The organism is Companilactobacillus metriopterae (assembly GCF_004117915.1).
Classification (GTDB): domain Bacteria; phylum Bacillota; class Bacilli; order Lactobacillales; family Lactobacillaceae; genus Companilactobacillus; species Companilactobacillus metriopterae.
The window spans coordinates 571,198-595,336 of record NZ_RSTD01000001.1 but is presented as its reverse complement, the minus strand read 5'-3'; the positions used below and the strand labels follow the sequence as shown (position 1 = coordinate 595,336).

The 24,139-nt window shown below is 31.7% G+C and carries 27 protein-coding genes and 1 riboswitch; of the genes, 1 reads left to right on the top strand and 26 read right to left on the bottom strand.

Annotated features, from left to right (window positions below; genetic code table 11):
* Positions 1–6: 6 nt before the first annotated feature.
* The 9 genes from xerC to EKN01_RS02965 form a co-directional block, all read right to left on the bottom strand.
* Positions 7–906: a tyrosine recombinase XerC gene (gene xerC, locus EKN01_RS03005; protein WP_129044910.1), complete on the bottom strand. Its 900-nt coding sequence runs from the start codon at positions 904–906 to the stop codon at positions 7–9.
* The gene (gene topA / locus EKN01_RS03000) at positions 906–2,984 is read right to left on the bottom strand and encodes a type I DNA topoisomerase (protein ID WP_129044909.1); all 2,079 of its coding nucleotides are present in this window, start codon (positions 2,982–2,984) and stop codon (positions 906–908) included. The genes xerC and topA overlap by 1 nt, the downstream gene beginning before the upstream one ends.
* Positions 2,985–3,092: 108 nt before the next feature.
* Positions 3,093–3,911 carry a DNA-processing protein DprA gene (dprA, locus tag EKN01_RS02995; RefSeq protein ID WP_129044908.1) on the bottom strand — a complete coding sequence of 273 codons (819 nt, stop codon included), beginning with the start codon at positions 3,909–3,911 and terminating at the stop codon, positions 3,093–3,095.
* Between the two features lie 42 nt (positions 3,912–3,953).
* Positions 3,954–4,727 carry a ribonuclease HII gene (gene rnhB / locus EKN01_RS02990; RefSeq protein WP_129044907.1) on the bottom strand — a complete coding sequence of 258 codons (774 nt, stop codon included), beginning with the start codon at positions 4,725–4,727 and terminating at the stop codon, positions 3,954–3,956.
* Positions 4,717–5,571, bottom strand: a complete 855-nt coding sequence (gene ylqF / locus EKN01_RS02985) for a ribosome biogenesis GTPase YlqF (protein WP_129044906.1) — start codon at positions 5,569–5,571, stop codon at positions 4,717–4,719. The genes rnhB and ylqF overlap by 11 nt, the downstream gene beginning before the upstream one ends.
* Before the next feature lie 108 nt (positions 5,572–5,679).
* Complete coding sequence (locus tag EKN01_RS02980; RefSeq protein WP_099974741.1) at positions 5,680–5,904, bottom strand: YozE family protein; 225 nt, start codon at positions 5,902–5,904, stop codon at positions 5,680–5,682.
* An 8-nt stretch (positions 5,905–5,912) separates the two neighbouring features.
* Positions 5,913–6,506 carry a YpmS family protein gene (locus EKN01_RS02975; protein ID WP_129044905.1) on the bottom strand — a complete coding sequence of 198 codons (594 nt, stop codon included), beginning with the start codon at positions 6,504–6,506 and terminating at the stop codon, positions 5,913–5,915.
* Positions 6,507–7,361, bottom strand: coding sequence for a DUF459 domain-containing protein (locus EKN01_RS02970; protein WP_129044904.1), 855 nt, complete (start codon positions 7,359–7,361; stop codon positions 6,507–6,509).
* A 45-nt stretch (positions 7,362–7,406) separates the two neighbouring features.
* Positions 7,407–8,249, bottom strand: a complete 843-nt coding sequence (locus EKN01_RS02965) for a DegV family protein (RefSeq protein ID WP_099974738.1) — start codon at positions 8,247–8,249, stop codon at positions 7,407–7,409.
* Positions 8,250–8,373: 124 nt separating this feature from the next.
* Between EKN01_RS02965 and trhA the strand changes: the two genes are divergently transcribed.
* A complete protein-coding gene (gene trhA / locus EKN01_RS02960) occupies positions 8,374–9,051 on the top strand; it encodes a PAQR family membrane homeostasis protein TrhA (protein ID WP_241685232.1) in 678 nt (225 codons plus the stop codon).
* On the opposite strand, the gene EKN01_RS02955 is transcribed toward trhA, so the two are convergent.
* The 17 genes from EKN01_RS02955 to EKN01_RS02875 form a co-directional block, all read right to left on the bottom strand.
* Positions 9,044–9,535, bottom strand: a complete 492-nt coding sequence (locus EKN01_RS02955) for a dihydrofolate reductase (protein WP_129044903.1) — start codon at positions 9,533–9,535, stop codon at positions 9,044–9,046. The genes trhA and EKN01_RS02955 overlap by 8 nt on opposite strands.
* Before the next feature lie 11 nt (positions 9,536–9,546).
* A complete protein-coding gene (locus EKN01_RS02950) occupies positions 9,547–10,497 on the bottom strand; it encodes a thymidylate synthase (protein WP_129044902.1) in 951 nt (316 codons plus the stop codon).
* 9 nt (positions 10,498–10,506) lie between these two features.
* Positions 10,507–12,387, bottom strand: a complete 1,881-nt coding sequence (locus EKN01_RS02945; protein WP_129044901.1) for an ABC-F family ATP-binding cassette domain-containing protein — start codon at positions 12,385–12,387, stop codon at positions 10,507–10,509.
* A gap of 82 nt (positions 12,388–12,469) precedes the next feature.
* Complete coding sequence (locus EKN01_RS02940) at positions 12,470–12,934, bottom strand: hypothetical protein (RefSeq protein WP_099974734.1); 465 nt, start codon at positions 12,932–12,934, stop codon at positions 12,470–12,472.
* A 65-nt stretch (positions 12,935–12,999) separates the two neighbouring features.
* Positions 13,000–14,202, bottom strand: a complete 1,203-nt coding sequence (locus tag EKN01_RS02935) for a CCA tRNA nucleotidyltransferase (RefSeq protein ID WP_129044900.1) — start codon at positions 14,200–14,202, stop codon at positions 13,000–13,002.
* Between the two features lie 15 nt (positions 14,203–14,217).
* Positions 14,218–15,465 carry a tetratricopeptide repeat protein gene (locus tag EKN01_RS02930; protein ID WP_129044899.1) on the bottom strand — a complete coding sequence of 416 codons (1,248 nt, stop codon included), beginning with the start codon at positions 15,463–15,465 and terminating at the stop codon, positions 14,218–14,220.
* A 63-nt stretch (positions 15,466–15,528) separates the two neighbouring features.
* A complete protein-coding gene (locus tag EKN01_RS02925; RefSeq protein WP_099974731.1) occupies positions 15,529–15,804 on the bottom strand; it encodes an HU family DNA-binding protein in 276 nt (91 codons plus the stop codon).
* 185 nt (positions 15,805–15,989) lie between these two features.
* Positions 15,990–17,303 (bottom strand): ribosome biogenesis GTPase Der, encoded by a 1,314-nt coding sequence (gene der / locus EKN01_RS02920; RefSeq protein ID WP_129044898.1) that lies wholly within the window; start codon positions 17,301–17,303, stop codon positions 15,990–15,992.
* Between the two features lie 11 nt (positions 17,304–17,314).
* Positions 17,315–17,974, bottom strand: coding sequence for a (d)CMP kinase (gene cmk / locus EKN01_RS02915; RefSeq protein ID WP_129044897.1), 660 nt, complete (start codon positions 17,972–17,974; stop codon positions 17,315–17,317).
* Between the two features lie 71 nt (positions 17,975–18,045).
* Positions 18,046–18,972, bottom strand: a complete 927-nt coding sequence (locus EKN01_RS02910) for a LysM peptidoglycan-binding domain-containing protein (protein ID WP_129044896.1) — start codon at positions 18,970–18,972, stop codon at positions 18,046–18,048.
* A 101-nt stretch (positions 18,973–19,073) separates the two neighbouring features.
* On the bottom strand, positions 19,074–19,631 hold the full coding sequence (locus EKN01_RS02905) for an ECF transporter S component (RefSeq protein WP_129044895.1): 558 nt from the start codon (positions 19,629–19,631) through the stop codon (positions 19,074–19,076).
* Positions 19,632–19,698: 67 nt separating this feature from the next.
* A riboswitch (FMN riboswitch) is annotated at positions 19,699–19,818 on the bottom strand.
* Positions 19,819–19,848: 30 nt separating this feature from the next.
* Positions 19,849–20,574 (bottom strand): pseudouridine synthase, encoded by a 726-nt coding sequence (locus EKN01_RS02900; RefSeq protein WP_129044894.1) that lies wholly within the window; start codon positions 20,572–20,574, stop codon positions 19,849–19,851.
* Positions 20,561–21,118: an SMC-Scp complex subunit ScpB gene (scpB, locus tag EKN01_RS02895; protein ID WP_129044893.1), complete on the bottom strand. Its 558-nt coding sequence runs from the start codon at positions 21,116–21,118 to the stop codon at positions 20,561–20,563. Before scpB ends, EKN01_RS02900 begins: the two co-directional genes overlap by 14 nt.
* A 2-nt stretch (positions 21,119–21,120) precedes the next feature.
* Positions 21,121–21,843, bottom strand: coding sequence for a segregation and condensation protein A (locus EKN01_RS02890; RefSeq protein WP_129044892.1), 723 nt, complete (start codon positions 21,841–21,843; stop codon positions 21,121–21,123).
* Positions 21,843–22,229 carry a RibT protein gene (locus EKN01_RS02885; protein ID WP_129044891.1) on the bottom strand — a complete coding sequence of 129 codons (387 nt, stop codon included), beginning with the start codon at positions 22,227–22,229 and terminating at the stop codon, positions 21,843–21,845. The genes EKN01_RS02890 and EKN01_RS02885 overlap by 1 nt, the downstream gene beginning before the upstream one ends.
* 12 nt (positions 22,230–22,241) lie before the next feature.
* On the bottom strand, positions 22,242–23,129 hold the full coding sequence (xerD, locus tag EKN01_RS02880) for a site-specific tyrosine recombinase XerD (RefSeq protein ID WP_129045249.1): 888 nt from the start codon (positions 23,127–23,129) through the stop codon (positions 22,242–22,244).
* Positions 23,130–23,174: 45 nt separating this feature from the next.
* A complete protein-coding gene (locus EKN01_RS02875; RefSeq protein WP_129044890.1) occupies positions 23,175–24,035 on the bottom strand; it encodes a CvfB family protein in 861 nt (286 codons plus the stop codon).
* Between the last annotated feature and the right edge of the window lie 104 nt (positions 24,036–24,139).

The window sequence follows — 24,139 nt, the reverse complement described above, 5'->3', positions numbered from 1 at the left end:
ATTACCTCATCTAGGAAAATATTTTTTATAGTCACTTTGCAAATGATCCATGGTTACATGGGTATATATTTGCGTAGTAGATAAACTCGAATGTCCTAATAATTCTTGAACAGTTCGCAAATCAGCACCATTGTTTAACATATGAGTAGCAAATGTATGCCTAATCATATGGGGATGAATATCAGCAGTCAAACTAGTTTTCTTGATAATCTGATCAAGAATATACTCTATACCTCGACTGGTGATAGGTTTACCTCTATTATTGACAAAAATATAATTATGATTTTCATTATATTTTGCCATTAAGTCTATTCTACCATTTTCTATATAAAATCTAAGAGAATCTTGGGCAAAAGTTCCAAAAGGTACATATCGATCTTTATCACCCTTACCATGAACTAATATAATACCATTCACAAAATCAATTTGATCTTCTTGCAGGTTGGCACATTCACTGACACGCATACCTGTTGCATAAAGTATTTCAAGAAGTGCAGAATTTCTTTGTGATAAGGGATCATCACCTTCAACTGCTTTGAATAATTGATTTATTTCTTCTTCATAGAAAAAATGAGGAAGTCTTCGACCTTTATTTCTCAATCTTACAATATCAAATGGATTGGTTTCTATCATCGAATTTTTTTTCATAAAACTATAAAAGGACCTCAATCCTGAGATCCTTCTAGCAACTGTCTCTTTTGCATAATCCTTATCTTCCATGTAACTAAGAAAAGTTTCTACATCCAATTTGTTAACTTTAGTAAAGTTTTCAAATCCGCCATTATTTTCTAAGAAACTTCTAAAGCTTTTGATATCTTCAAGATAAGATTTTTTTGTTTCGTCTGAATAATGATGATTGACAGTTAAATTTTCAATGAATTTATCAATTAACTCTTGATTATCCACTATTTTTGAACTTCCTCTTCATAATCTCCATTTGGACATAGTACCTGGCGGCCACCTTTGACCTTCTTTTCAACTAAGTAATGGCCATCTTTTGGACAATCACGACCTACTGGTTTATCCCAAGTTACAAAATCACAATCTGGATATCTTGAACAACCATAGAAAGTTCTATTTTTCTTAGATTTGCGTTCAATAACTTGTCCTTTTTTACATTGTGGACAAGTAACACCGATTTCTTTAACAATTGCCTTTGTATTTCGACAATCTGGGAATCTAGAACATGCAAAGAATTTACCAAAACGTCCCATTTTAATAACCATAGGAGCTCCACAGATTTCACAATCTATGCCGGCTGGTTCATCTTTGATTTGAATTTTTTCAATCTTTTCTTCAGCTGATTCTAGTTCTTTGGCAAATGGTTTGTAGTATCGATCTACTACCTTAACCCAATCTTCTTTGCCTTCTTCAATATTATCTAATTCTGTTTCTAAATTAGCAGTAAAATCAGTATCCACAATATCAGGGAAGTAGTTTTGTACTAAATCGTCTACTATTTCACCTAATTCTGTAGGTTCAAAGCTTTTACCATTTAGTTTTACATAATATCTTCTTTGAATTGTATCAATAGTGGGAGCATAAGTAGATGGGCGTCCTACACCGTTTTCTTCAAGAGTCTTAACTAGTGAAGCTTCAGTAAATCTTGCAGGTGGTTGAGTAAAATGTTGTGCTGGATCATTTGATACTAAATCAACTTGATCTGATTCTTTTAAATCTGGTAAAACATTGTCCTTACTACTATCAGAAGAATTTTGATAAACCTTTTGGTATCCTGCAAATTTCAGTTTAGAACCACTTGCTTTAAACATTACACCTGATTGTGATAAATCAACTGACATAGTGTCATAAACTGCAGGTGTCATTTGAGAAGCAGCAAATCTTGACCATATCAGACTATATAATCTGAACTGATCTCTTGAAAGTATGTCTTTAAGAGATTCGGGTGTTCTTAGAATTGATGAAGGTCTAATAGCTTCATGGGCATCTTGTGCACCTTCTTGATTTTTGTCGTGTCTTAACTTTTCGGCAGCGTATTCTTCACCATAAGTTTCATGAATGAATTCTGCGGCTTCAGCACGAGCAATACTTGATATACGTTTTGAATCAGTACGCATATAAGTTATTAAACCAACAGTACCTTCCTTACGTCCAAGATTAATTCCTTCATACAATTGCTGAGCAATCATCATGGTCTTACGAGTCTTAAAGTTTAATCTCTTATTAGCTTCTTGTTGAAGTGAACTTGTTGTAAATGGTGCAGCAGGAGTTCTTTTACGTTCTTTTTTAGTAACTTTATCTATATTAAATTTACTTTTTTTATCAACTCGTCCTAAGACTTCTTGAACTCCATCATTATCATTCAAGTTTAGTTTCTTACCATCTAATCCATAGAAATTAGCAGTAAATTTACTCTTGCCTTTTTTGAACGTAGATTCAATTGTCCAGTACTCTTCTGGAACGAATTTTTTAATCTCATTTTCTCTATCAATTACCAGTCTTAGTGCTACAGACTGAACACGTCCAGCACTAAGACCCTTTTTGACTTTAGCCCAAAGAATAGGCGAGATTGAGTATCCAACAATTCTATCCAAAACTCGACGAGCTTGTTGAGCATCAACAAGTTTCATATCAATACTTCTTGGATTTTTAAATGCTTGCTTTACTGCATCTTTAGTAATCTCATTGAATACAACTCGATTTTTACCCTCTGGATCTAAATCTAAGAGATGCGAAACATGCCATGCAATGGCTTCCCCTTCACGATCCGGATCGGCTGCAAGATAAACATTTTTTGCTTTTTTGGCTTCTTTTTTCAAGTCCTTAATTACAGGGCCCTTGCCTCGAATAGAAATATATTGTGGTTCATAATCGTTTTCAAAATCAATTGCCATGCGACTCTTAGGAAGATCTCGGACGTGACCTAAACTAGCGATAACATGATAATTTCTACCTAAATATTTTTCAATTGTCTTAGCTTTTGATGGTGACTCTACTATTACTAAGTTTTTTTGTTGTGGCACGTATAGTGCTCCTTTCCAAATTGGTTCTACTGAGATGATATATTAATTACCATTTACAATTTTGTCAAACTAAATGATACATTAATTTTCAAATTTAGAAAGTAAAGTCTAAAAATTATTTAAATTAATTAGTGGAATAGCACCTTGTTCTATCAATTTATTACAGCCTGCAGATAGTTTAGAATCAACTCTTCCAGGCACCGCCAAAACATCTCTATTATTTTCTAAAGCTAAGTCGGCAGTTATTAAAGCACCACTTCTTTCCTCAGCTTCAACTACTATAACTTTTTCTGATAATCCTGAAATAATTCTATTCCTTTGAGGAAAATGCCAACGATTGATTTTTGAACCCGAAGGATATTCTGTAATAACTAACCCTTTTTCAAATATTTCTTTTTGGACAGATTCATTTATTTTAGGATAATAGATATCTAAACTATTCCCCAAAACAGCAATTGTTTTGCCATTATTATTAAGTGCGGCAACATGTGCCATGCCATCTATCCCTTTAGCCAGTCCGCTTACAACTGTGTACTCTCCAACAAGATTAGGAATAAAGTTATTACAGCATTTTTCACCATATTTTGTTGCTTTTCTAGATCCAACAACTCCTATACACTTTGTCTCTAAAAGAGTTATATCTCCTCTATAAAAAAGCAAAGCTGGTGGATTGTATATTTGCCTGAGCTGTTCAGGATATTTGGAATCTATAAAAGTGATTGCCTTTTCCTGTATTTCAGCAATAGAGTCAAATTTTTCTGTAAATTTTTCAAATTTATCAGTACCTAATTTTAACAATAGAAAATCAAACACTATATTTTCGTAATTTTCATTTTTTAAATATATATCAATAATACTAAGTAGATTTTGGTTTGATAGAGTTTGTGTATAACGACACTTAATTAAGAACTCAGTAAAATTTTCCATAATAAAAACACCACTTTTATTTTAAAATTACGAAAAATGGTGTTAATACAGTTTAGTGATTTTTTTGACTGGTGAAAAACTCATACGATGTATCGGAGTTCTTCCGTATTTATTTAGTGCATCCAAATGATCTTTTGTTCCATAACCATCATTCTTTTTGAATTTAAATTCTGGATACTTTCGGTCATAGTAATTCATTAAGTTATCACGCATTACTTTTGCCACGATACTTGCAGCACCAATAGAAATTGATTTAGCGTCTCCTTTAATCAACTTTGTTTGTTCAATGTCAACTGGGATAGTCATGGCATCTACCAAAATATGATTAGGTTTTATGTAAAGACTATCAATAGCATCTTTCATAATTAGTTCAGTAGCATGATATATATTTTCCTGATCAATTAATTCCACTGATCCTATAGAAACACTTATATCAACTGCTTGCTCACATATTTGATTGTATATTTCCAAACGATTTTTGGCAGACAATTTTTTTGAATCATCAACGTCTATTAACGTATTATTTTCAGGCAAAATAACTGCAGCACTGACGACAGGACCAGCAAGTGGTCCCCTACCTACTTCGTCAACACCAGCAACGTATAAACCTTTATCCCAAAAAGGTTCTTCAAACTTTTTTTTAGTTTCAAATTTGAGAATTTGATTTTCATACTGAAGTTTTCTTCTATTATATTGCTCTAATAGTTTTATTACTCCAGCTCGTTTATCTTCACGAAAGTGCTTTAATTGATCTTCACTTGGAGAATCTTGCAAGATACTTTTTATTTCAGAAATAGTGTATTCGCTATTCTTCATAAAATTCACCTGGCACATCAAAAGTAACTGGACCAAACTTCAACTTTCTAACATCATTAATAATCTTGCGTGCTGCACGATCATAGTCGTCTTTATAGCCAAATTTATTTGTTAGGAACATCAATATATCAGGTGTAGTTTTGTTCCTTAAATCATTGGGTTCTATATTATACACGGTTAATAAACTATCCAAATAAAATGATTCTAAAAATGACAATGCAAATATTGCCACATCATCTGGTGCAAAAATTTGATCCTTAATAGCGCCTGACAAGGCTAATTTCAAACCTACACGATTATCATCGATTTTGGGCCACAAAATACCAGGAGTATCTAATAAATCAATTCCTACACTTGTTTTTAGCCAATTTTGATTCTTTGTGACACCTGGTTTATTTCCAGTAACCGCAACATTTTTTCCAACCATTTTGTTCAAAATAGTTGATTTACCAACATTAGGAATTCCTACACACATAGCCTTAATTTGATAGTTTTTAACACCATTGTTTTCATATTTGGCAATTTTTTCAGACAATTCTCTTCTGATTGCACTATTTATTTTTCCTAAAGCATTTGTATGTTTTGCATCTAAATCAATTACTGCCAATCCTTCTTGTTGAAAACTCAATTTCCATTCTTTAGTTCTCTGAGGATCTGCTAAATCAGATTTATTTAAAATAATTATGTGTTTCTTTTGACCAATTATATCTTCTAGAACGGGGTTTCTTGAAGAAAACGGCAATCTAGCATCTACAATCTCTAGAACAATATCCACTTGTTTCAATCGATCTTGAACTTGATTTTTTGCTTTATTCATATGACCTGGATACCACTGTAAAACCATAAAGTCTACCTCCTTAAACTTGTAAAAATATTCTTAATTTAATTATAACTATGTTGGACCTATCATACCAATATTTCTAAAAAAATAAACTACTGCATATGCAGTAGTCTACTTTTTATCATTTTCTTTATATTTTTCAAAAACTTCATCAAATATACTCATACTTGGCAAATAGTTAGCATTCAATTCCAAGTACTCTGAAATTTTTTCATAATTTTGTTCTTGCTTTGGGAAAGAATGATCATAGAAGGCGTTGTTAGCAAATTCTGCTTCTGGCTCGACACTCTCAGCATTTCTCAAAGTCATTAAGTAAGTATAGAAACTTCTTCTCATAAAATCACCTAGTTTCCCGTAATTTTAGAATTAAACATATCAAATTTTAAAACATCGTTCTTTAAGTCTATTTTCTTGGCTCTAATACCATATCCATCTTTTGTTTTATATTCAGTAAATTTCATTAAGATAGTCTTATCCTTAGAATTAATTGATACCCAATCTGGAATATTATACATGTTATTTACATAGTTTAAAACAAATGATATTGGAAGTGATATATCACCCAATTTAATTTTTGTGGCTTTCAATAATACGTCACCATTTGTCTTCGCATAGGGCTTGAGTACAATAACAAAGTGAATTTTAGAGCCCAAGAAATCAGCGTCACCACTTAATTCAGCATTGTCTTTTACCTTAAACTGATATTCTGTTTTTCCATTATTTAAAGTGTTCTTCAAATAATACTCAGCCATCTGATTGGCTTGTTTCTTGTTCATTGTAACTTTAAAAACTTCTGAATTTTCATTTTGAATTTTAGAAGTTACTTCATATTTTTCACTTGGTGAACTAAATATTTTAGTCCCTAAAAACAATAGAAAAATTACTAGAACACTTACTAAAGTTATAAAAGCATACATCCAATAATTTCTTTTTTTCATTTACTTATCAATCCATTCTTTATCAGTTTTCTTAGCTTCTTTAAATATTTTATTTGTCATCATATCATATCCAATAGAATTTGGGTGAAAATGATCTTCATCAAATAAGTAAGGATTAGAACCGGTCTTCTTAGTGACATTTATCGCATACTTACTTGCATACAAATTATTGATATCAACAAAGTGTACATTTGACATATCTTTTGTAACATTTTCAGAAGACTCATTCCACTTTTTAAATGCAGATGTAGCACCTGTAACATTAGATAAATAAATACTAAATGGATTGTATATTCCTATAAGATAAATGGGGGCATTCTTGTTGTAAATTCTCAAGTCATCTAATAACTTTACAAGACGCTTATCAAAATTGCCTTCTTCAGTAGATATATCTTTTGAAGTCAAATCAAGCCCTTTTTTTTGTAACAAATGCATGAAATCATTTCCACCTACGGTGACTGTAATTATATCTGCATTTTTCAAATCGCTATGCATCTTATCATTATTATCAATTCTTTTCATAATTTGAGTACTTGTATCACCTGAAACACCATAATTATGTGTAGAGGTTTTAACTTTGTACTTCTTTGAGATCTTTTTGCTTAAGCGAGTTACATAACCCTCTCCATTTTTGCTAGTATCACCAACTCCTTGTGTCAAGGAATCACCAACTGCAACTATAGAAACACTAGTTTTTTTAGTAACTTTTTCACTCTTTTTAGTAGTTTTATTTTTTGATTTAGTGATTTGTTGTGTTTCTTGATTCTGTTGTTGGTAATAAAAATATCCACCAATACCACAACCAATTAAAACGATAACTATTGCAGATATAATAAATATAGTTTTCTTTTTCATAAACTTTCCATTCCTCAAAAAAAAACTGATGAAAGTTCACCAGTTTTAGTCAGTATAAAATTCTATAGCAAACGCTCCACGTCCAGCGTGTGTTGCAATTACAGGACTTGTAACTCTAATCAAGATTGGAAGATCTGGGTGAACTTCTTTAATTTTTTCTTGAAGTTCATTAACAAAATCCATGTTATCTACATATGAAATTCCAATAGATTTGATATTATCTAGCCCCTTAATTTCATCAATCACACCCTTAAGGTAATTATCAATGACTTTGCGACCACGTCCACGTTTAGCAATATCCAAACTATTATTCTTCAGAGTTAATACTAAATTGATATTAAGCAGTGATGATAAGGTACCAGCAAATCTACTTAATCTTCCACCTTTTAAGATGTTTTCAATTGTAGTTACACCCATGTATAAACGCGTATTAGCACGAATTTCATCTAATCTAGCTGTAATCTCTTCAAGGCTCTTGCCTGCTTCAGACATCTTAGCAGCTTCAATAACTTGAAATGACATTGCTCTATCAGTGAAATTTGTATCAATAACTGTCATTTTCTTGTCAGTCATTTCTATAACTTGTTTTGCTGCATTAACTGTACCGCTGATAGATTCTGTCATGTTCAAAGATAATATTTCAGTATATTCATCAGAAATATTATCAATCACATCCATAAATGTTCCAATTGAAGGTTGTGATGTTGTAGGCAAATCTTTTGAAGCATGCATTTTTTGAACAAATTCTTCATGAGAAATGTCAACTCCATCTACAAAGGTTTCATCATCGATTGTAATTGTTAGAGGAACTACACCGATATTATTTTCTTTAATTTCTTCATCAGTAAGTTGTGCTGATGAATCTGTGATAATTTTTACCTTACCCATTTTTTCCAACTTTCGTTCATGTTTATTACTTTTTATAAATTATAACAGATTTACAAAAAAAAAATCTAATTTTAGAGTAAACTATATGTATTAACATTCTATTCAAAGAAGGTAAATTAATAATTTGAGTGAAAAAAATAATCAATTGAAAAATAATAATAATAGTTTTTCCAAAACTTATATAATCACTAATGAAGTTTTTAGTGCAGTAACCCATGGGATAGGAATTATCCTTGCAATAATTGCATCTGTTTTCATTATCATAAAAGGTGCAAAAATGCATGATCCCTTAGCAATAACTGCTTTTTCAATCTACGCATTCACTTTATTCTTTTTATATTTAAGTTCTACATTATTTCATAGTTTGTACTTCACAAAAGCTAAACCTGTTTTCCAGATTTTTGACCATAGTTCTATATTTTTAATGATTGCAGGAACATATACACCTTATTGTTTGATTGGTTTACGTGGTACTGCTTTCGGAATTATTTTACTTTCAGTCATCTGGTTGCTAGCCATCTGTGGAATTTTATACAAGATATTTAACGTTGGAAAATATCAATTTATTGAAACAATGTTATATGTACTGATGGGATGGGCCATAGTCGTCGCAATGCACCCTCTGTTTATTTCTATAGGTGCTACGGGAATTTATCTATTAATAGCTGGTGGAATTGCTTTCACACTAGGTGCGTGTGTTTATCTTATTAAAAATCTAAAGTATGTCCATGTAATCTGGCATATTTTTGTTCTTATTGGAACAGCATTCATGTACTTCTCAGTTTATCTATATGTTAGTTAATACGTTTATAAGTTTCGAAGGTATGTTGGTAATGATTTTTATTATCAACAATACCTTCTTTTTTTTCGACTAATTCAAACTTAGAATAATCTATCGAAATCATTTTTACGTCACCTTCAAACGAATAATCTATTTTTGTGACATATAAGTAATCCACATCGTCTTTAAACAACTCAAATACACATCTACCACCAATTACCATGATCTTATCATCCAATTCCACATGGTGGAACAATTCTTCTTTAGAATGAACCACAATAGCTTCAGGGTCGGCAGAATAATTAGAATCTCTAGAAAGTATAATATTTTTGCGATTAGGTAATGAACCATTGGGAAAACTCTCGTACGTCTTACGTCCCATTAATATTACATTCCCTGTTGTTAAATCTTTGAATCTTTTCATATCATCTGGGAGAACCCAAGGGAGATGTCCCTGATTACCAATAACATGATTAATATCCTCTGCCCAAACAAATCCCATCATTACAACATCTCCTATACTGCCACTACAGCTTTAATAGCTGGTTGTGGGTCATAATTAACCAACTCAATATCTGTTACATCAAGGTCAAATATGCTCTTTTCACTGTTAATTTTCAATTGAGGTTTTAATGAAGATGGTGTTCTGCTCAATTGTTCCTTAACTTGTTCTATGTGGTTGGAATAAATATGTGCATCTCCAATTGTATGGACAAATTCTCCCACTTGTAGTTCACATTCACGTGCAATCAAATGTGTGAGAAGTGCATAACTAGCAATATTAAATGGAATACCTAAAAACAGATCCCCACTTCGCTGATAAAGCTGACAAGATAATTTTCCATTGTTTACATAGAACTGAAACAATGAATGACATGGTGGAAGTGCCATGGTTGGAACATCTTCAGGGTTCCAAGCACTGACAATTAATCTTCTAGAGTCAGGTGTTTTCTTAATTTGATCAATAACATTAGCAATTTGGTCTATAAATCCACCATCACGTTTTTGCCAGTGTCGCCATTGAGCTCCATAAACAAATCCTAAATCACCATATTTTTTAGCAAATGAATCATCATTTAAAATTTTTTCGTCAAATAAATTCATCTGATTGTGATATTCTTCAGCAAATATGGGATCTTTTTGAGATCTTATACCAAAATCAGTCATATCTGGACCAGTATAATCTGAACTTTCAACATATTTTTTAAATGCCCACTCGTCCCATATGTGATTTTTATGCTCTAGTAAATATTTAATATTAGTATCACCATGCAAAAACCATAATAATTCACTTTTAATCAAACCGAAGGGAACTTTTTTTGTCGTCAAAATAGGAAATGACTCATTTAAATCAAATCTCATCTGGTAACCAAATTTACTAATAGTTCCTGTACCTGTACGGTCTGTTTTTGTATCACCGGTTTCAAGAACACTTCTTAAAAGCGTCAAATATTGATCTTCATTCATAAGACTCTCCTATGCAAACTCACTAAGATATTCCCAGCGTTCCATCAGTTCATCTGCTTCTTTAGATTTTTCATCGTATTGCTTTTGATAATCCATTAATTCCTGATAGCCATTGTCTGAGTTTTCTAGTTCTAATTTTAAATTCGTTAATTCTTCATCAATTTTTTCAATTTTTGGTTCTAATTTTTCTAATTCGATTTTTTCTGCATACGTTAACTTAGTTTTTTCTTTTGATTCATCAGTATCTGATTTTACATTTTCAGTTACCACAGCTTTATCTTTTTGTTTTGTTTTACTTTCTGCGAGATACTCAGAATAACTCAAGTAACTCTCAGAAATTTTACCATTACCTTCAAAAATTAGCAGTTTATCTGCAACCTTATCTAAGAAGTAGCGATCATGAGATACTGCCAAAATTGTTCCTTCAAAATTATCAAGATAGTTTTCCAAAATAGTTAGAGTACCAATATCTAAGTTATTTGTTGGTTCATCAAGTAATAGAACATTTGGTTGTTGAATAAGAATTGCCAATAAGTAAAGCCTTCTTTTCTCTCCACCTGATAACTCTCTAATATAAGCACCCTGCATCTTATGATCAAACTTAAAGGTGTCCAGCAATTGAGAAGCGGACATTGAATATCCACTTGTATTTTTAACACCTTGACCAATACTTTCAAGATATCTAATAACACGTTTTTCTGGATCCATTTTCTCTGTATGTTGTGTGTAGTAACCAATACTTACTGTTTGACCAATTTTTAAAATTCCAGAGTCTAATTGATTTCTGCCAGCTAAGATATTTAAAAATGATGTTTTACCAGATCCATTAGATCCAGTAATTCCTATACGATCACCATTATTTATTAAATAACTAAAATCACTAACTATCTTGTGTCCATCTACTTCATAATTAGCATCTTTGATCTCAAAAACATCATTTCCAAGTCTCTTTTGAGCAATATCGATTGACATTTCCTTTTGAGAATCTGGTTGATTTGAAAGGTCATCCTTTAGATTTTTAAATCTATCCACTCTGGCTTGTTGTCTAGTTCCTCTGGCCTTAACACCTGCCCTCATCCATTCTAATTCTTTTTTAAATAGTTGAGTTTTGTGTTGTTGTTCAGCAGCACTAATCTCTTCATTTGCTGCTTTTTGTTGTAAATATTTTTCGTAATTTCCATCATATTCAATGATATGTTGATTTTCTAACTCTAAAATTCTTGTTGTTACTTTATTCAAGAAATAACGATCATGAGTAACAAATAAAAGAGAACCCTGAAATTTATTCAAGTATGATTCTAACCACTCAATAGCTTCGTAATCTAAGTGGTTAGTGGGCTCATCTAATATCAGTAAATCAGCATCAGAAATTAACGTTTGTGCTAAAGCAACCCTTCTTTGTTGACCACCTGAAAGATTTCTTATGATAGCACCTAGTTCAGTAATACCCAGTTTGTTCAAGATTGTTTTTACATCAGATTCTATTTGCCAAGCATCCTTAGCATTCATTTCTTCTTGTAATTTAAAAAATTCATCTTGAACTTTTTTATTCTCAGAATTTTTGTTAAATTCTTCTAAAGCTAATTCGTATTGTTTGATTAATCTAAAATTCTCGTTATCTCCTTCGAATACAGCATCAATCACAGAATGCTCTTCATTTAACTCTGGTTGTTGTTTTAAATAGTTAATTTTATAGTTTTTAGGTTTTTCAATATTTATAGTATTCAATGATGAACTATCAACAATTCCATCTAATAACGTTGTTTTACCCTGACCGTTTAATCCTAAAAGACCAATTCTATCGTGTTCATTTATCGTAAATGAAACATCAGAAAATAAGGTTCTATCTCCAAAAGACTTTGATGCATTTGTTATATTTAAGGTTTTCACATTTTCACCACTTTATTTAATTATTAAATACTATTTTAAGTTACTGAATGCATAAAAAAAAGCCCCATTGGGCTTCTTATTTTTAGAGTTGTCCTTTATAGACATCCAAAACTGTTTCTTCAGCATCAATTACGATGTAAAGTTTACCATTTTCTTTTGAAATAGCAGATGTTTGATAAACGTTATCAATTTCTTCAGCGTCTTTTGCTTTGAATGGGAAATAAATTTCCATAGGTTCTTTATCTTTTTCATCTTCAAAAACGATTTCGCATTTTTCAATATCTTGATACTTAATTACACGGTTGAACATTCCATCTACCATAGCAGCAGTTGAAACATCCGCGTCCTTAATATAATCAGCTTCAGGAAGAATTTCAATCTTAAAACTCTTACATGGATGTATCTCTTGCATACGTCCACCTGAAATACGTCCATAACTAGTTGTAACACGTGAAATCCATACATCACTCATTTCTGCGTGATCGACAGTCCATGTATCATCATTTCTAAAATAAAATTTTAGTTCTTTAAATACGTGCTTTGACATAATATTCATCCTTTCAAATAAAAAATACTTTCTTTAATTATAATAACACAGCAAGTACTTTATGATTAACGAATTGATAACAAAAAATCACGTATTTCATCATGATTATTTCCTATCGTACCAGATATGATAGCCTTTTCAATATTTAGCATGTAATTACCGATTTGAGGTCCTGGTTTTATCTCTAAAACAGTCATTATATCTTGACCAGTAAAATTGATATCATTTGAATTTTTTATTGAAATTTTATTAATTTCATCACTCAATTCATCCAAATTAGTTTCAATGGATAGATAGTTTTTGAATTTTTTAACTCGTTCATAATTAGATATGTCTAACTTATAAAAATCATATGTGTCTAATTGATTTTCCTCAATCAGCTTCAACATTTTAAAGCTATTAACACTAGCTTCACGTATTTTATTGGATACTTTCCAACTTCTTAGAAGTTTATTGAGTCCACTTGAATTTAATTCAAGTACATAACCAAGTCCCATCCAAATAGATTCTTCATCTTCAAATAACAGTTCATCAAAATTCAACAATGATCTTAACTTTGAACTATTCCCCTTAAATTCTGGACAATACTCAGATAGTTCCATGTCAATCATATCTTTAAAGCCTTTTTGCCAATGATTACTTAACATCATCTTAATGAACTCTTCACGGATACGTTCCACAGCAATTTTTTCTAAAAGCTCAGAATTTGATTCAATTGCTTTAATTGTTTCTTCTTCAATCTCAAAATTTAATTGTGATTGAAATCTCACTGCTCTCATCATGCGAAGCGCATCTTCATGAAACCTTTCAGAGGCTACGCCTACTGCTTTAATCATCTTATTATCTAAATCTTGAATACCATTAAACTTATCGATGACATTACCCATTCTATCAACAGCTAATGCGTTTATTGTAAAATCTCGACGTTTAAGATCATCTTCTAAAGATCTGACGAAAGTTACCTTATCAGGTCTTCTAAAGTCCTGATAACCGCTCTCTGTTCTAAATGTGGTTAGTTCATACGGAATTTTATTGTATAAAACAGTTACTGTCCCATGCTGAATTCCGGTATCAATAGTATGAGTAAAAACCTGCTTGATCTCCTCAGGATAAGCACTGGTAGCAATATCAACGTCATGAATTGGCAAACCCAAAATGTGATCTCTGACACTACCTCCAACAAAATAAGCCTCAAAATTAGCATTTTCAAGCTCTTCTAAAATTGGCAGTGCTGTCTTAAAGTCTTCTGGTAATTGAGTGATTTTCATAATTCATAAACCTCATTAATTCAGTTGTTCCCAAAGATCATTCATTACTTCGTTATCAGGATTAATTTTTATGTAGAGTTGCAAAGCAACTTTCAATAGATCATTATCCCCTGTTGACTGTAATATTTGAACCAAATCAGTTAAATAATCTAAATTGTCTTTATAATCTTCTAACACGGTAACAATGAATTCCTTAGACTTTTTAATATCGCCCAGTTCAAAATAAGATTTTGCCAGATTCCAAATTAATTTAGGGTTATTATTCAGTTCACTGTTTTCCAATAAATCAAGATTTAACTGATATCTTCCATGAGAAATATAATAATCACTTAAACTGATAATCAGTGGTAATGGATTTTCTACTGTTTCTATACCCTTAGTGATTATAGATAATGCCTCTTCAGGATTTTCGTTAATACCTGCTTCAAATGCTATACGATATAAATTTTCGTCTAATTCATTTAAATTTAATCCTAATTGTGCATATCTAAATGCTTCTTGATTATCCTTTAAATTAAGATAATCATCCGCTAATGTCGCATATGCCGTAGGGTAGTCTTTATTTGTATCTAAAAGACTTTCTAACGTGGAGATAGACTTAGAATAATCTTTAACTTGATTATACAAGAAACCTAATTGGTATTGAGAGTCCTCGTTTAATTCTAGAGCATTAAGTTTGTTGTATTCTTCAATGGCTTCCTCATATTCACCGATACCTGACAAAGCGCTAGCTTTTCTCATTGTGATCGAAATACCTGAATAAGTTTTAATATCCTCGTCCAAAAGAAAATCATAATAGGTTATAGCACTACTGAATTTATTTTCATCAAAGTATAATTCTGCTAATGCAAACTTAAATACCTCTTCATCTGGGAACATTCTAATCCCCTCTAAGAGCTTTTGTTCACTTACCTCATACAATCCTTGTGCCTGGTATATATCAGCTGATACAAGGAGATTCTGGGCATAGGCTTCAGAATCTGGTGTGATTTCTGATATATAACCCAAAGCCTCATCCATATTATCTTCAGAAATTGATATTTCGGCTAATCTTGATAATATTTGTCCCTCAGTCGGATACAATTCATTTAAGTGTTCATATATAATTTTTGCCTGTACGGTAAATCCAATACTCATCAATGTTTCAGCTAGAGAATATTGTGTCTGTTCATCGTCTTGTTGAATTGATTCTAAAATTTTAACTTCAATATCAGAGTAATCCCCTGAATCGATACTTTCCATGACTTCCTCTGCTTTGCTCATAAATATTTCTCCATTTAATTAAATTGAAAAAGAGCGGTCATAAGACCACTCTTTAAAGGTAAATTATTTAACTGAATCTTTCAAAGCTTTACCTGGTTTGAATGCAGGTACTTTGCTTGCAGGAATTTTGATTTCTTCACCAGTTTGTGGGTTACGGCCTTTACGGGCTGCACGATCACGAACTTCAAAGTTACCAAAGCCGATTAGTTGTACTTTTTCACCTTTTGTTAGATTTTCTTGAATTGAAGCAAATACAGCATCTACTGCTGAAGTTGCGTCTTTCTTTGTCAAGCCTGTTTTGCTTGCTACACTATCGATAAGTTCTGCTTTGTTAGCCATACTTAAAATTCCTCCGGAATAGGTTTGTTTAGAATAAATGAACGATGAACTCATTACATATCATTCTTACTAAAAATTAACATAGTGAAACGCCTATTTCAAGCGTTTTAAAGGGTTTCTCATTAAAATAAGTTATTTTTTAACAAAAAAAATAATAAAATGTAAAATTTTAAATTATATTTTTACTATTTTCTGGTTCTAGGCAATATTTTAATAGGTGTTCCCTCAAAATCAAATGTTTCACGTAATTGATTAATTAAAAATCTTTCATAAGAAAAATGCAGTAATTCACTATCATTAACAAATACTACGAAAGTTGGCGGTCCTACTGCAACTTGTGTCATATAGTAAATACGTAATCTCTTACCTTTTACTACTGGCGCAGGCGCAATAGATGTTGCTCTTAATAACAGATCATTTAGAATTGCTGAAGGTATCCTACGTTCCCTATTCTCATTTACTCTAACAACAAGTTCAGGTATTTTGTCTAATCTTTGATTTTTTACAGCAGATGTAAAAATTATTGGTGCATATGACAAATATTGAAATTCTCGTCGAATTTCATCTTCGAAATCTTTCATAGTATGAGTATCTTTTTTCAAAGTATCCCATTTATTTACTAAAATGATTACACCTTTACCAGCATTATGTGCATAACCAGCAACTTTTTTGTCTTGTTCTCTGATGCCTTCTTCAGCATTTAGAACAACACAAACAACATCAGACTTATCAATTGCACTTAAAGCTCTTAGAACTGAGTACTTTTCAGTATTTTCGTATACTTTTCCTCTTTTTCTAATACCAGCAGTGTCAATAATTGTAAAATCTTCATCAAGCAAGTCATCATGATACTTTGTATCTATTGCATCTCTAGTAGTACCTTGCATATCTGAAACGATTACTCTGTCATCACCCAAAATAGCGTTAACTAGAGAAGATTTACCTACATTTGGTCGACCAATAAATGAAAACTTAATTGTGTCATCTTCTTCACGTTCGTTATCTGTTGGGAATGATTTAACAATTTCATCAAGTAAGTCACCAATACCGGTACCTTGTGAACCAGATATTGGATTAGGTTCTCCAAAACCTAATGAATAAAAATCATATATATCTTGACGTTGTTCAGGATTATCAGCTTTATTGATAGCTAATACTACTGGTTTATTGGTTTTATATAGAATCTTAGCGACATCTTCATCTTGTTTAGTAACGCCTGTTTGGCCGTTAACGATAAATACGATAACATCTGCTTCATCAATCGCAATTTCAGCTTGATTTTTAATTTGAACTGACATTGGTTCATCACTCATATCAATACCACCGGTATCAATAAGTCTAAACTCTCTACCTAACCAACTGGCACTTGAGTATATTCTATCTCTTGTGACACCTGGTGTATCTTCAACAATAGACAATCTTTTATTTATTATACGATTGAATATCGTTGATTTACCTACATTTGGTCGCCCAACAAGGGCAACAACAGGAACTGGCATATTTTGTTCTCCTATTTTTTATTTTCTATAATATTTAATATATCATCTACTACTTGATCAATAGTTAAATTAGATGTGTCTAATTCTATAGCATCATCAGCTTTTCTAAGGGGTGAAACTTCGCGGTGAGAATCTTTGTAATCTCTTGCTTCAATTTCATCTTCAAGAACTGACAAAGGTGTATCTATTCCACGCTCTTGATTTTCTTTAAATCTTCTTTCCGCTCTAACCTTAACGCTAGCAATCAAAAATATTTTGATCTCAGCATCTGGTAATACAGTAGTACCAATATCTCGTCCATCCATAACAATGCTATGGTCCTTTGACAAATCTCTTTGCATGCTAACTAATTTTTCACGCACTTCTTTTATTGCTGAAACTTGCGAAACATTATTTGTTATTTCTGGTGTTCTAATTTCTTCAGATACATCCTGATCATCAATAAATATACGTTGTCCAGACAAGTCATTGACGAAATGAATTTTATGAGTATTCATTAAATCAACTATTTTAGATGTATCACCATAGTCTACGCCATTATTCCTAGCTAATAAAGTAACAGCACGATACATTGCACCTGTATCACAATATACAAAATTGAGCCTTTTGGCAATAATTTTAGCAATAGTACTTTTACCAGCTGAAGCTGGTCCATCAATAGCAATTTGCATTATCTTCTTCTCCCTGACAATAAAAGGGCCTAGACATTAATTAATGTCAAAGACCCTCAATCAATTATTATTTATTTTACACGAATTGTAGTACCTGGTGTTAGTGTTGTTGCTCCACCATTTAATGCTTGCAATTGTGCTGTTGTCATTCCATGGTTATAAGCGATTCTATACCAGTTATCACCGGCTTTTACGGTGTAATAAGATGATGATGTATCTGTAGCAGTAGAACTATTTGATGAAGTACCTGCATTTGCAGAAGAATTCGATTGAGAACTATTATCTGTAGATGCTGCTTCTGATCCTGTAGTATCTGTAGCACTAGTTGAATCAGTATTACTTGATGTATCTATACTGTTATCAGTTGTTTCTTTTGCTTTTGATTTCTTCTTGCTTGGAGTTGACTTCTTTTTCTTTGAAGTACTTGATGTATCTTTAGACTTACTTGAACTAGAATCTTGAGATTTTGCTGTCTGTGTTGAGTCCAAGTTACTGTTATTGTTGCTATTCAACGCCTTGATAACAACTGGTGTAAACATACATACAATAAGCAAAATAACTAAAGTAGCAATTAATGTTTTATTACCACGTTTCTTTTCATTACTTACTGCTCTTGATATGTGTCCTTCTTCGTCAGTATCTGAATCGAAGCTATTTTCCCAAGGTTTTTGTTCATCAACATTTGCGTCTGCTTTCACTTCATCAGGTGAAGGTACTGGATCAACTGCTGATGTCATCGTAGGACGAGTAAAGTCATTTTCTGGTGCAGAATCTGCCTTAACTTCATCAGTATCGTTAAATGAAGGTACGTCATTAAATGCCGAATCATTATTTTGACCGACTACAGTGTTACCATTTGCAGGAATATTTTGTTCATTTTTTGCTGAACCAAGATTATATTTTACAAGATCTTCGGGCGAAACTGACCCGTCGATTCCTGATGTTGTCTTAGGGATTTTTGATCCGCCAAAAAAATTATTATTATCGTTATTGGCCATTAAAACCAACCTCCTAATTATTATCCTCTAAAGGATATCACATATCAGGTATTGTCATGGAGCAATTTAATAGAATATTAAGAAGATTTAATATTTACCAACTAAGCATTTCTCCATTTTGTCAAAAAGTTTCTCATTCTTGGATAAATTAAAATAACCGCAATATTTATTATTAATGCCTTAATTATATTGAATGGTATAACACCAGTTAATATATATTTTCCTAAGCTCATTCCTAGCTGCATACCAACAACATTCATATATAATGGCATAATTACAAAGTAATTTAACAACGACATAATTACGGTCATTGAAATTGTACTGCTGATGACTGCCGTAACTTTTTTATCTCTATTCCAAAAATAATAAAATGGCAACATTAATGAAACTGATCCTACAAATCCTGAGAAGTTACCAATTACCCCTGCAACTCCCGAACCACTAATAATCAAATGTATTAGTGATCTAATAAATGCTATTAAAGTTCCACCTATTGGTCCATATACGAATGCACCAATTATTGTTACCACATCACTAAAATCAACTTTTAAAAAGGGTAACCAAAATAACACAGGGAATTCAAAAAATAATAGTATTGCTCCTAATGCTGAAAAAATAGAAATTCCTATCAAATTTCTAAATCGTTTTTCATTTTTCATAGTATCAACCTTTCGAGTTGATTTCCAAATAAAAAGAGTCTACTTTGGGCACACCAAAACAGACTCCATCTGTTTTCTTTCATCTAGACTTTAACTATCGGTATGGGAATTACACCCATTCAGCCAATAAAATTGGGTCGCGGACTTTACCGCCGGTCGGGAATCTCACCCTGCCCTGAAAACCAACTATGATATTTTATTTTTATAATATAACAGACTAATTAAGATCCTTCAACATGGCAACTTCTTGTCTTGTTAGTTCTCGATATTTTCCAGATACCAATCCGTCTAATGTGAGGAAAGCGTATTTTTCACGAGATAACTTCACAACAGGATGACCAACTTCTTTAAACATATTCTTTACTTGATGATTCTTACCTTCATGAATTGTAATGCGCACAATTGAAGTATTTTTTTTCTTATCATGTGACACCACTTTTACTTTTGCAGGTGCTGCCTTGAATCCCTTTATCCTAATTCCACTTTGAAGTTTTTTAATTGCCTCAACTTCAAGAGATCCTTCAATTTTAGCCAAATATGTTTTATCAATCCTATACTTGGGATGCATCAACTTATTTGCAAAATCTCCATCATTTGTTAAAAGTAATAATCCTGAAGTATCGTAATCAAGTCGTCCAATCGGATATAATCTTTCTGATATTTTTTCGTCATCTAAAAGATCCGTAACTACTTTTCGATTTTTATCGTCTTTTGCAGCAGAAATCACACCTCTAGGTTTATACATCAAGATATATCTCTTTTTTTCACCTTGAAGAGGCATTCCGTCTACTTCGATGTTATCAGATGAATCTACTTTAATTCCCATTTCACGAACTGTTTTACCATTAACAGTGACGTGGCCATTAGCTATTAATTCTTCAGATTTTCTTCGTGAGGCTACACCAGCATCTGCCATAGCTTTTTGCAATCTAATTTTCTCCATCAGCTAAATTTTCCTCATTTTCATAAATATCTATATTTTCAAAACTCTCAAAATCTGGTAATTCCTTTATATCTCTAATTCCAAAATAATCAAAAAAATGTTCAGTTACTACATATAAATTAGGATGACCTGGAACGTCTTTTTTACCCTTTTCTTTTATTAAATCTCTTGCTATCAAAGTATTCATACTTCCTGAGCTTTGAACACCTCTAATCTCATCTACTTCAACTCTTGTTATAGGTTGTCGGTATGCAACGATAGAAAGAACTTCCAGAGCCGCCTGACTTAACTTAGTTCCCAAGCCACTTTCAAAAAAGCTATTTAAAATATCACTATACTCACTCTTTGTTACTAATTTGTAGGTGGAATTGAATTTAGCTAATCTAAAACCCAATCTTTCATCACTATCAAAACTGATTTCTAATTCAGATAATAGATATTTGAGAGTTTTCTTGTCGATATCTAATAAACTCAAAAGTTCCTTTTCACTAATTCCTTGATCACCAGCAACAAAAAGTAACGCTGTAATTTCTGCTTGATACAATTTTAATTCCTCAATTCAATGTATATATCTTCATTATAAGATTTTTGTTGTACAACTATTTCCTGCTTACTTATTAACTCTAAAATTGCCATAAAATTAGTGACAATTTCCTCAATATTAGAATTAAAAGTTAACAATGATTTAAATGAACTTTTTCCTGCAGTGTATAACTTGTCTAAAATACTTGTTTTTGCATCTTCAATTGATATAGTTTCTTGTTCAATAATCTCAGAAGGTATCCTAGAATCTTTATGTCTTTTTAGCAGTTCGCTAAATGCCTTGGACAAATCAGATGCAACAACTGTTCCAGGTTCTAAGAATTGTGCAATTTCATCTTTAGGCAAGCTCATATCTTTATCGTGAAAAGTCCTACGATCAGTCTCTTTACTTTCAAAATAAGCTGCTGCCTCTTTAAATGCTTGATAAGTTAAAATTTGAGAAACTAATTCTTCTTCAGGATTTTCAAAATCATCATCTTCGTCTTCTACTGGAGATTTAGGTAACAACCTTCTACTTTTTATCGACATTAAAGTAGCAGCCATAACCAGATAATCACCAGCAATATCTAATTCTAGTACTTTCATACTGTTCAAGTAATCAATATACTGTTCTGCAATTTGTGCAATTGGAATATTATATATATCTATTTTCGATTCTCTAATTAAATGAAGTAGCAAATCAATAGGACCTTCAAAGTCAGTCAACACTAATTTTAATTTTTCCATTAATCAGTCTCTACTTCTTCATTATCTATCAATAATTTTTGCTTTTCCCAATCTCTAATAGAATTAACTAATTTTCTATTACCAAGAATAATCTTATCAGGATATATTGCTTTTAATTCATCATAAATCAAGAATTCATTACTCTGCGATCTAAACGAAGGATTTAATGAAAAATACTCAATATAAATACAGTTTGACTCTATAGAAATTGCAACAACTCCTGCATAGTCTGCAAATTCACTTTTCCATAAATACAGTTGTCTAGTGTCATCATTCTCAAAAAGATCAATTTCTCTTTCAAGATTGGAGAGTTCTTTTAAATCAGAAATATATGATAAAAATCCCATTGCTACTTTTCTATTATCATTACTATATTTAATTAGCATCTTCTATCCCTTCTATGCTCTTGGATGAGCATTATCATAGACTTGTTTCATTCTTGTTTGATTAATATGTGTGTAAATTTGAGTTGTAGTTATATCTGAATGACCTAGCAACTCTTGAACCACTCTCAAATCTGCTCCATTTTCCAATAGACTAGTTGCAAACGAATGACGCAATGTATGTGGAGTCACGTCTTTCTTGATACCAGCCTGCTGGATATATTTTTTAATCATCCGCCATATAGACTGTCTAGTGAGTTTCTGACCTCGAAAATTTAGAAAAACTTCTTTTGAGTTGCCATATTTGGATACCAGTTTATTTCTAGTTTCCTCAAAATATTTTCTCAAACATGTTATTGCTGTATCTCCAATAGGCAGAAGTCTTTCTTTATCTCCCTTTCCAAGAGTTTTTATTAAACTCAATTCCAAATGAAGATCTTCCATTTTTAAATTTACTAATTCACTAACACGCAATCCTGTGGCATACATCACTTCAAATATTGCTCTATCTCTAACACCTAAAGGTGTTGAAGTATCAGGTGTTTCAATTAATCTATCTATTTCTTTGCTAGACAAAACAACTGGTAAATGACTACCTTTTTTGGGAGAATCCATCTCATCCATAGGATTAAACTGAATTTTTCCTATTATTTCTTGCCATTGATAAAATTTTCTCATCGATGAAAACATTCTTATCTCTGAATTTTTAGATTTTCCCTTTTTATCTTGATTAGCAAAAAAATTTGTTATCTGAAAAGTATCTAAAGGATATTCATTTGTATTATTTTCTTCTAAATAATAACTGTATTCCATCAAATCTTGCTGATAGGAAATTATTGTATTTCTTGATAATCCTCTATCTAATTTAAGATATCTTCCATAATCTTCAATAGTATCAATCATCATCTGATTTTTTATAACAATTTTTTCTGGCAAAAAATCACCTACTTATTTCAAAAATGTGTATCCATCTTTTTGCTCAATCTTACCTTGCTTCATTAGATTACCTAAAGCACGCTTAAAACTTGCCTTACTGATACCAAAATATTCACGGATATCATCTGGATCACTCTTATCCGTATAAGGCATTTTATTTTCTCTAGCATGTTCTAAAACAGCCATAATCATCTGTGCATCGGGTGTTATTTCTTCAAAGGCACGAGGTTTCATAGATATATTTAAACGTCTATGACTAGATCCTATTGCTCGTGCTTCGACTTTTTGTCCGATATGCAATGGTTCAACTTGTTCTTCTTTGTGTAAAAATGCTAAATAATATTCGGTTGTAAAAATAAAAGCTCCCGAATTTCTGATAGCTATAACATTACCAGTTATATTCTTATTTTTTAAATCATCATTAGCACTTCTAGCCAGTTGTGTATACACATTTATATCTGCCATATCTGCCCATAAACGACCTTTATGATCAATTTTTAATTTTACTAATAATTGATCATCTTTTTTAGGCCATTCACTATGTTCCAATGGCAAATCGTCAAGTGAAATTACAATATCCTTATCAGTTATACCTATATCTACAAATACCCCCAGATCGGTACGAGAATCGATAACTTTGACATAACCCCAGACACCCTCCATGACTGAAGGAATATTGAGTGTCATCTTATTTTTGTGATTTCTATTTTCATATGCAAATCCAGATACTTCATCACCTAGTTCTGGTGTTTCTTCAAATTCTTCTAGTTCCATGGCAAAAGTTATACCATCTACCTGAACAAAAACTTCTGTTTGATTTAAATCAGTCACTGTACCAGATACTACATGACCATAAACGTCTTCTAATTCCATTTTTTCTCCTGAAATAATTATTTTCTCTCTAATTTTACCAGTTAAACACTATCTTTTCATGATTTTAAGCTATTTTATGTAATCTTAATTTAGAATAATAAAAA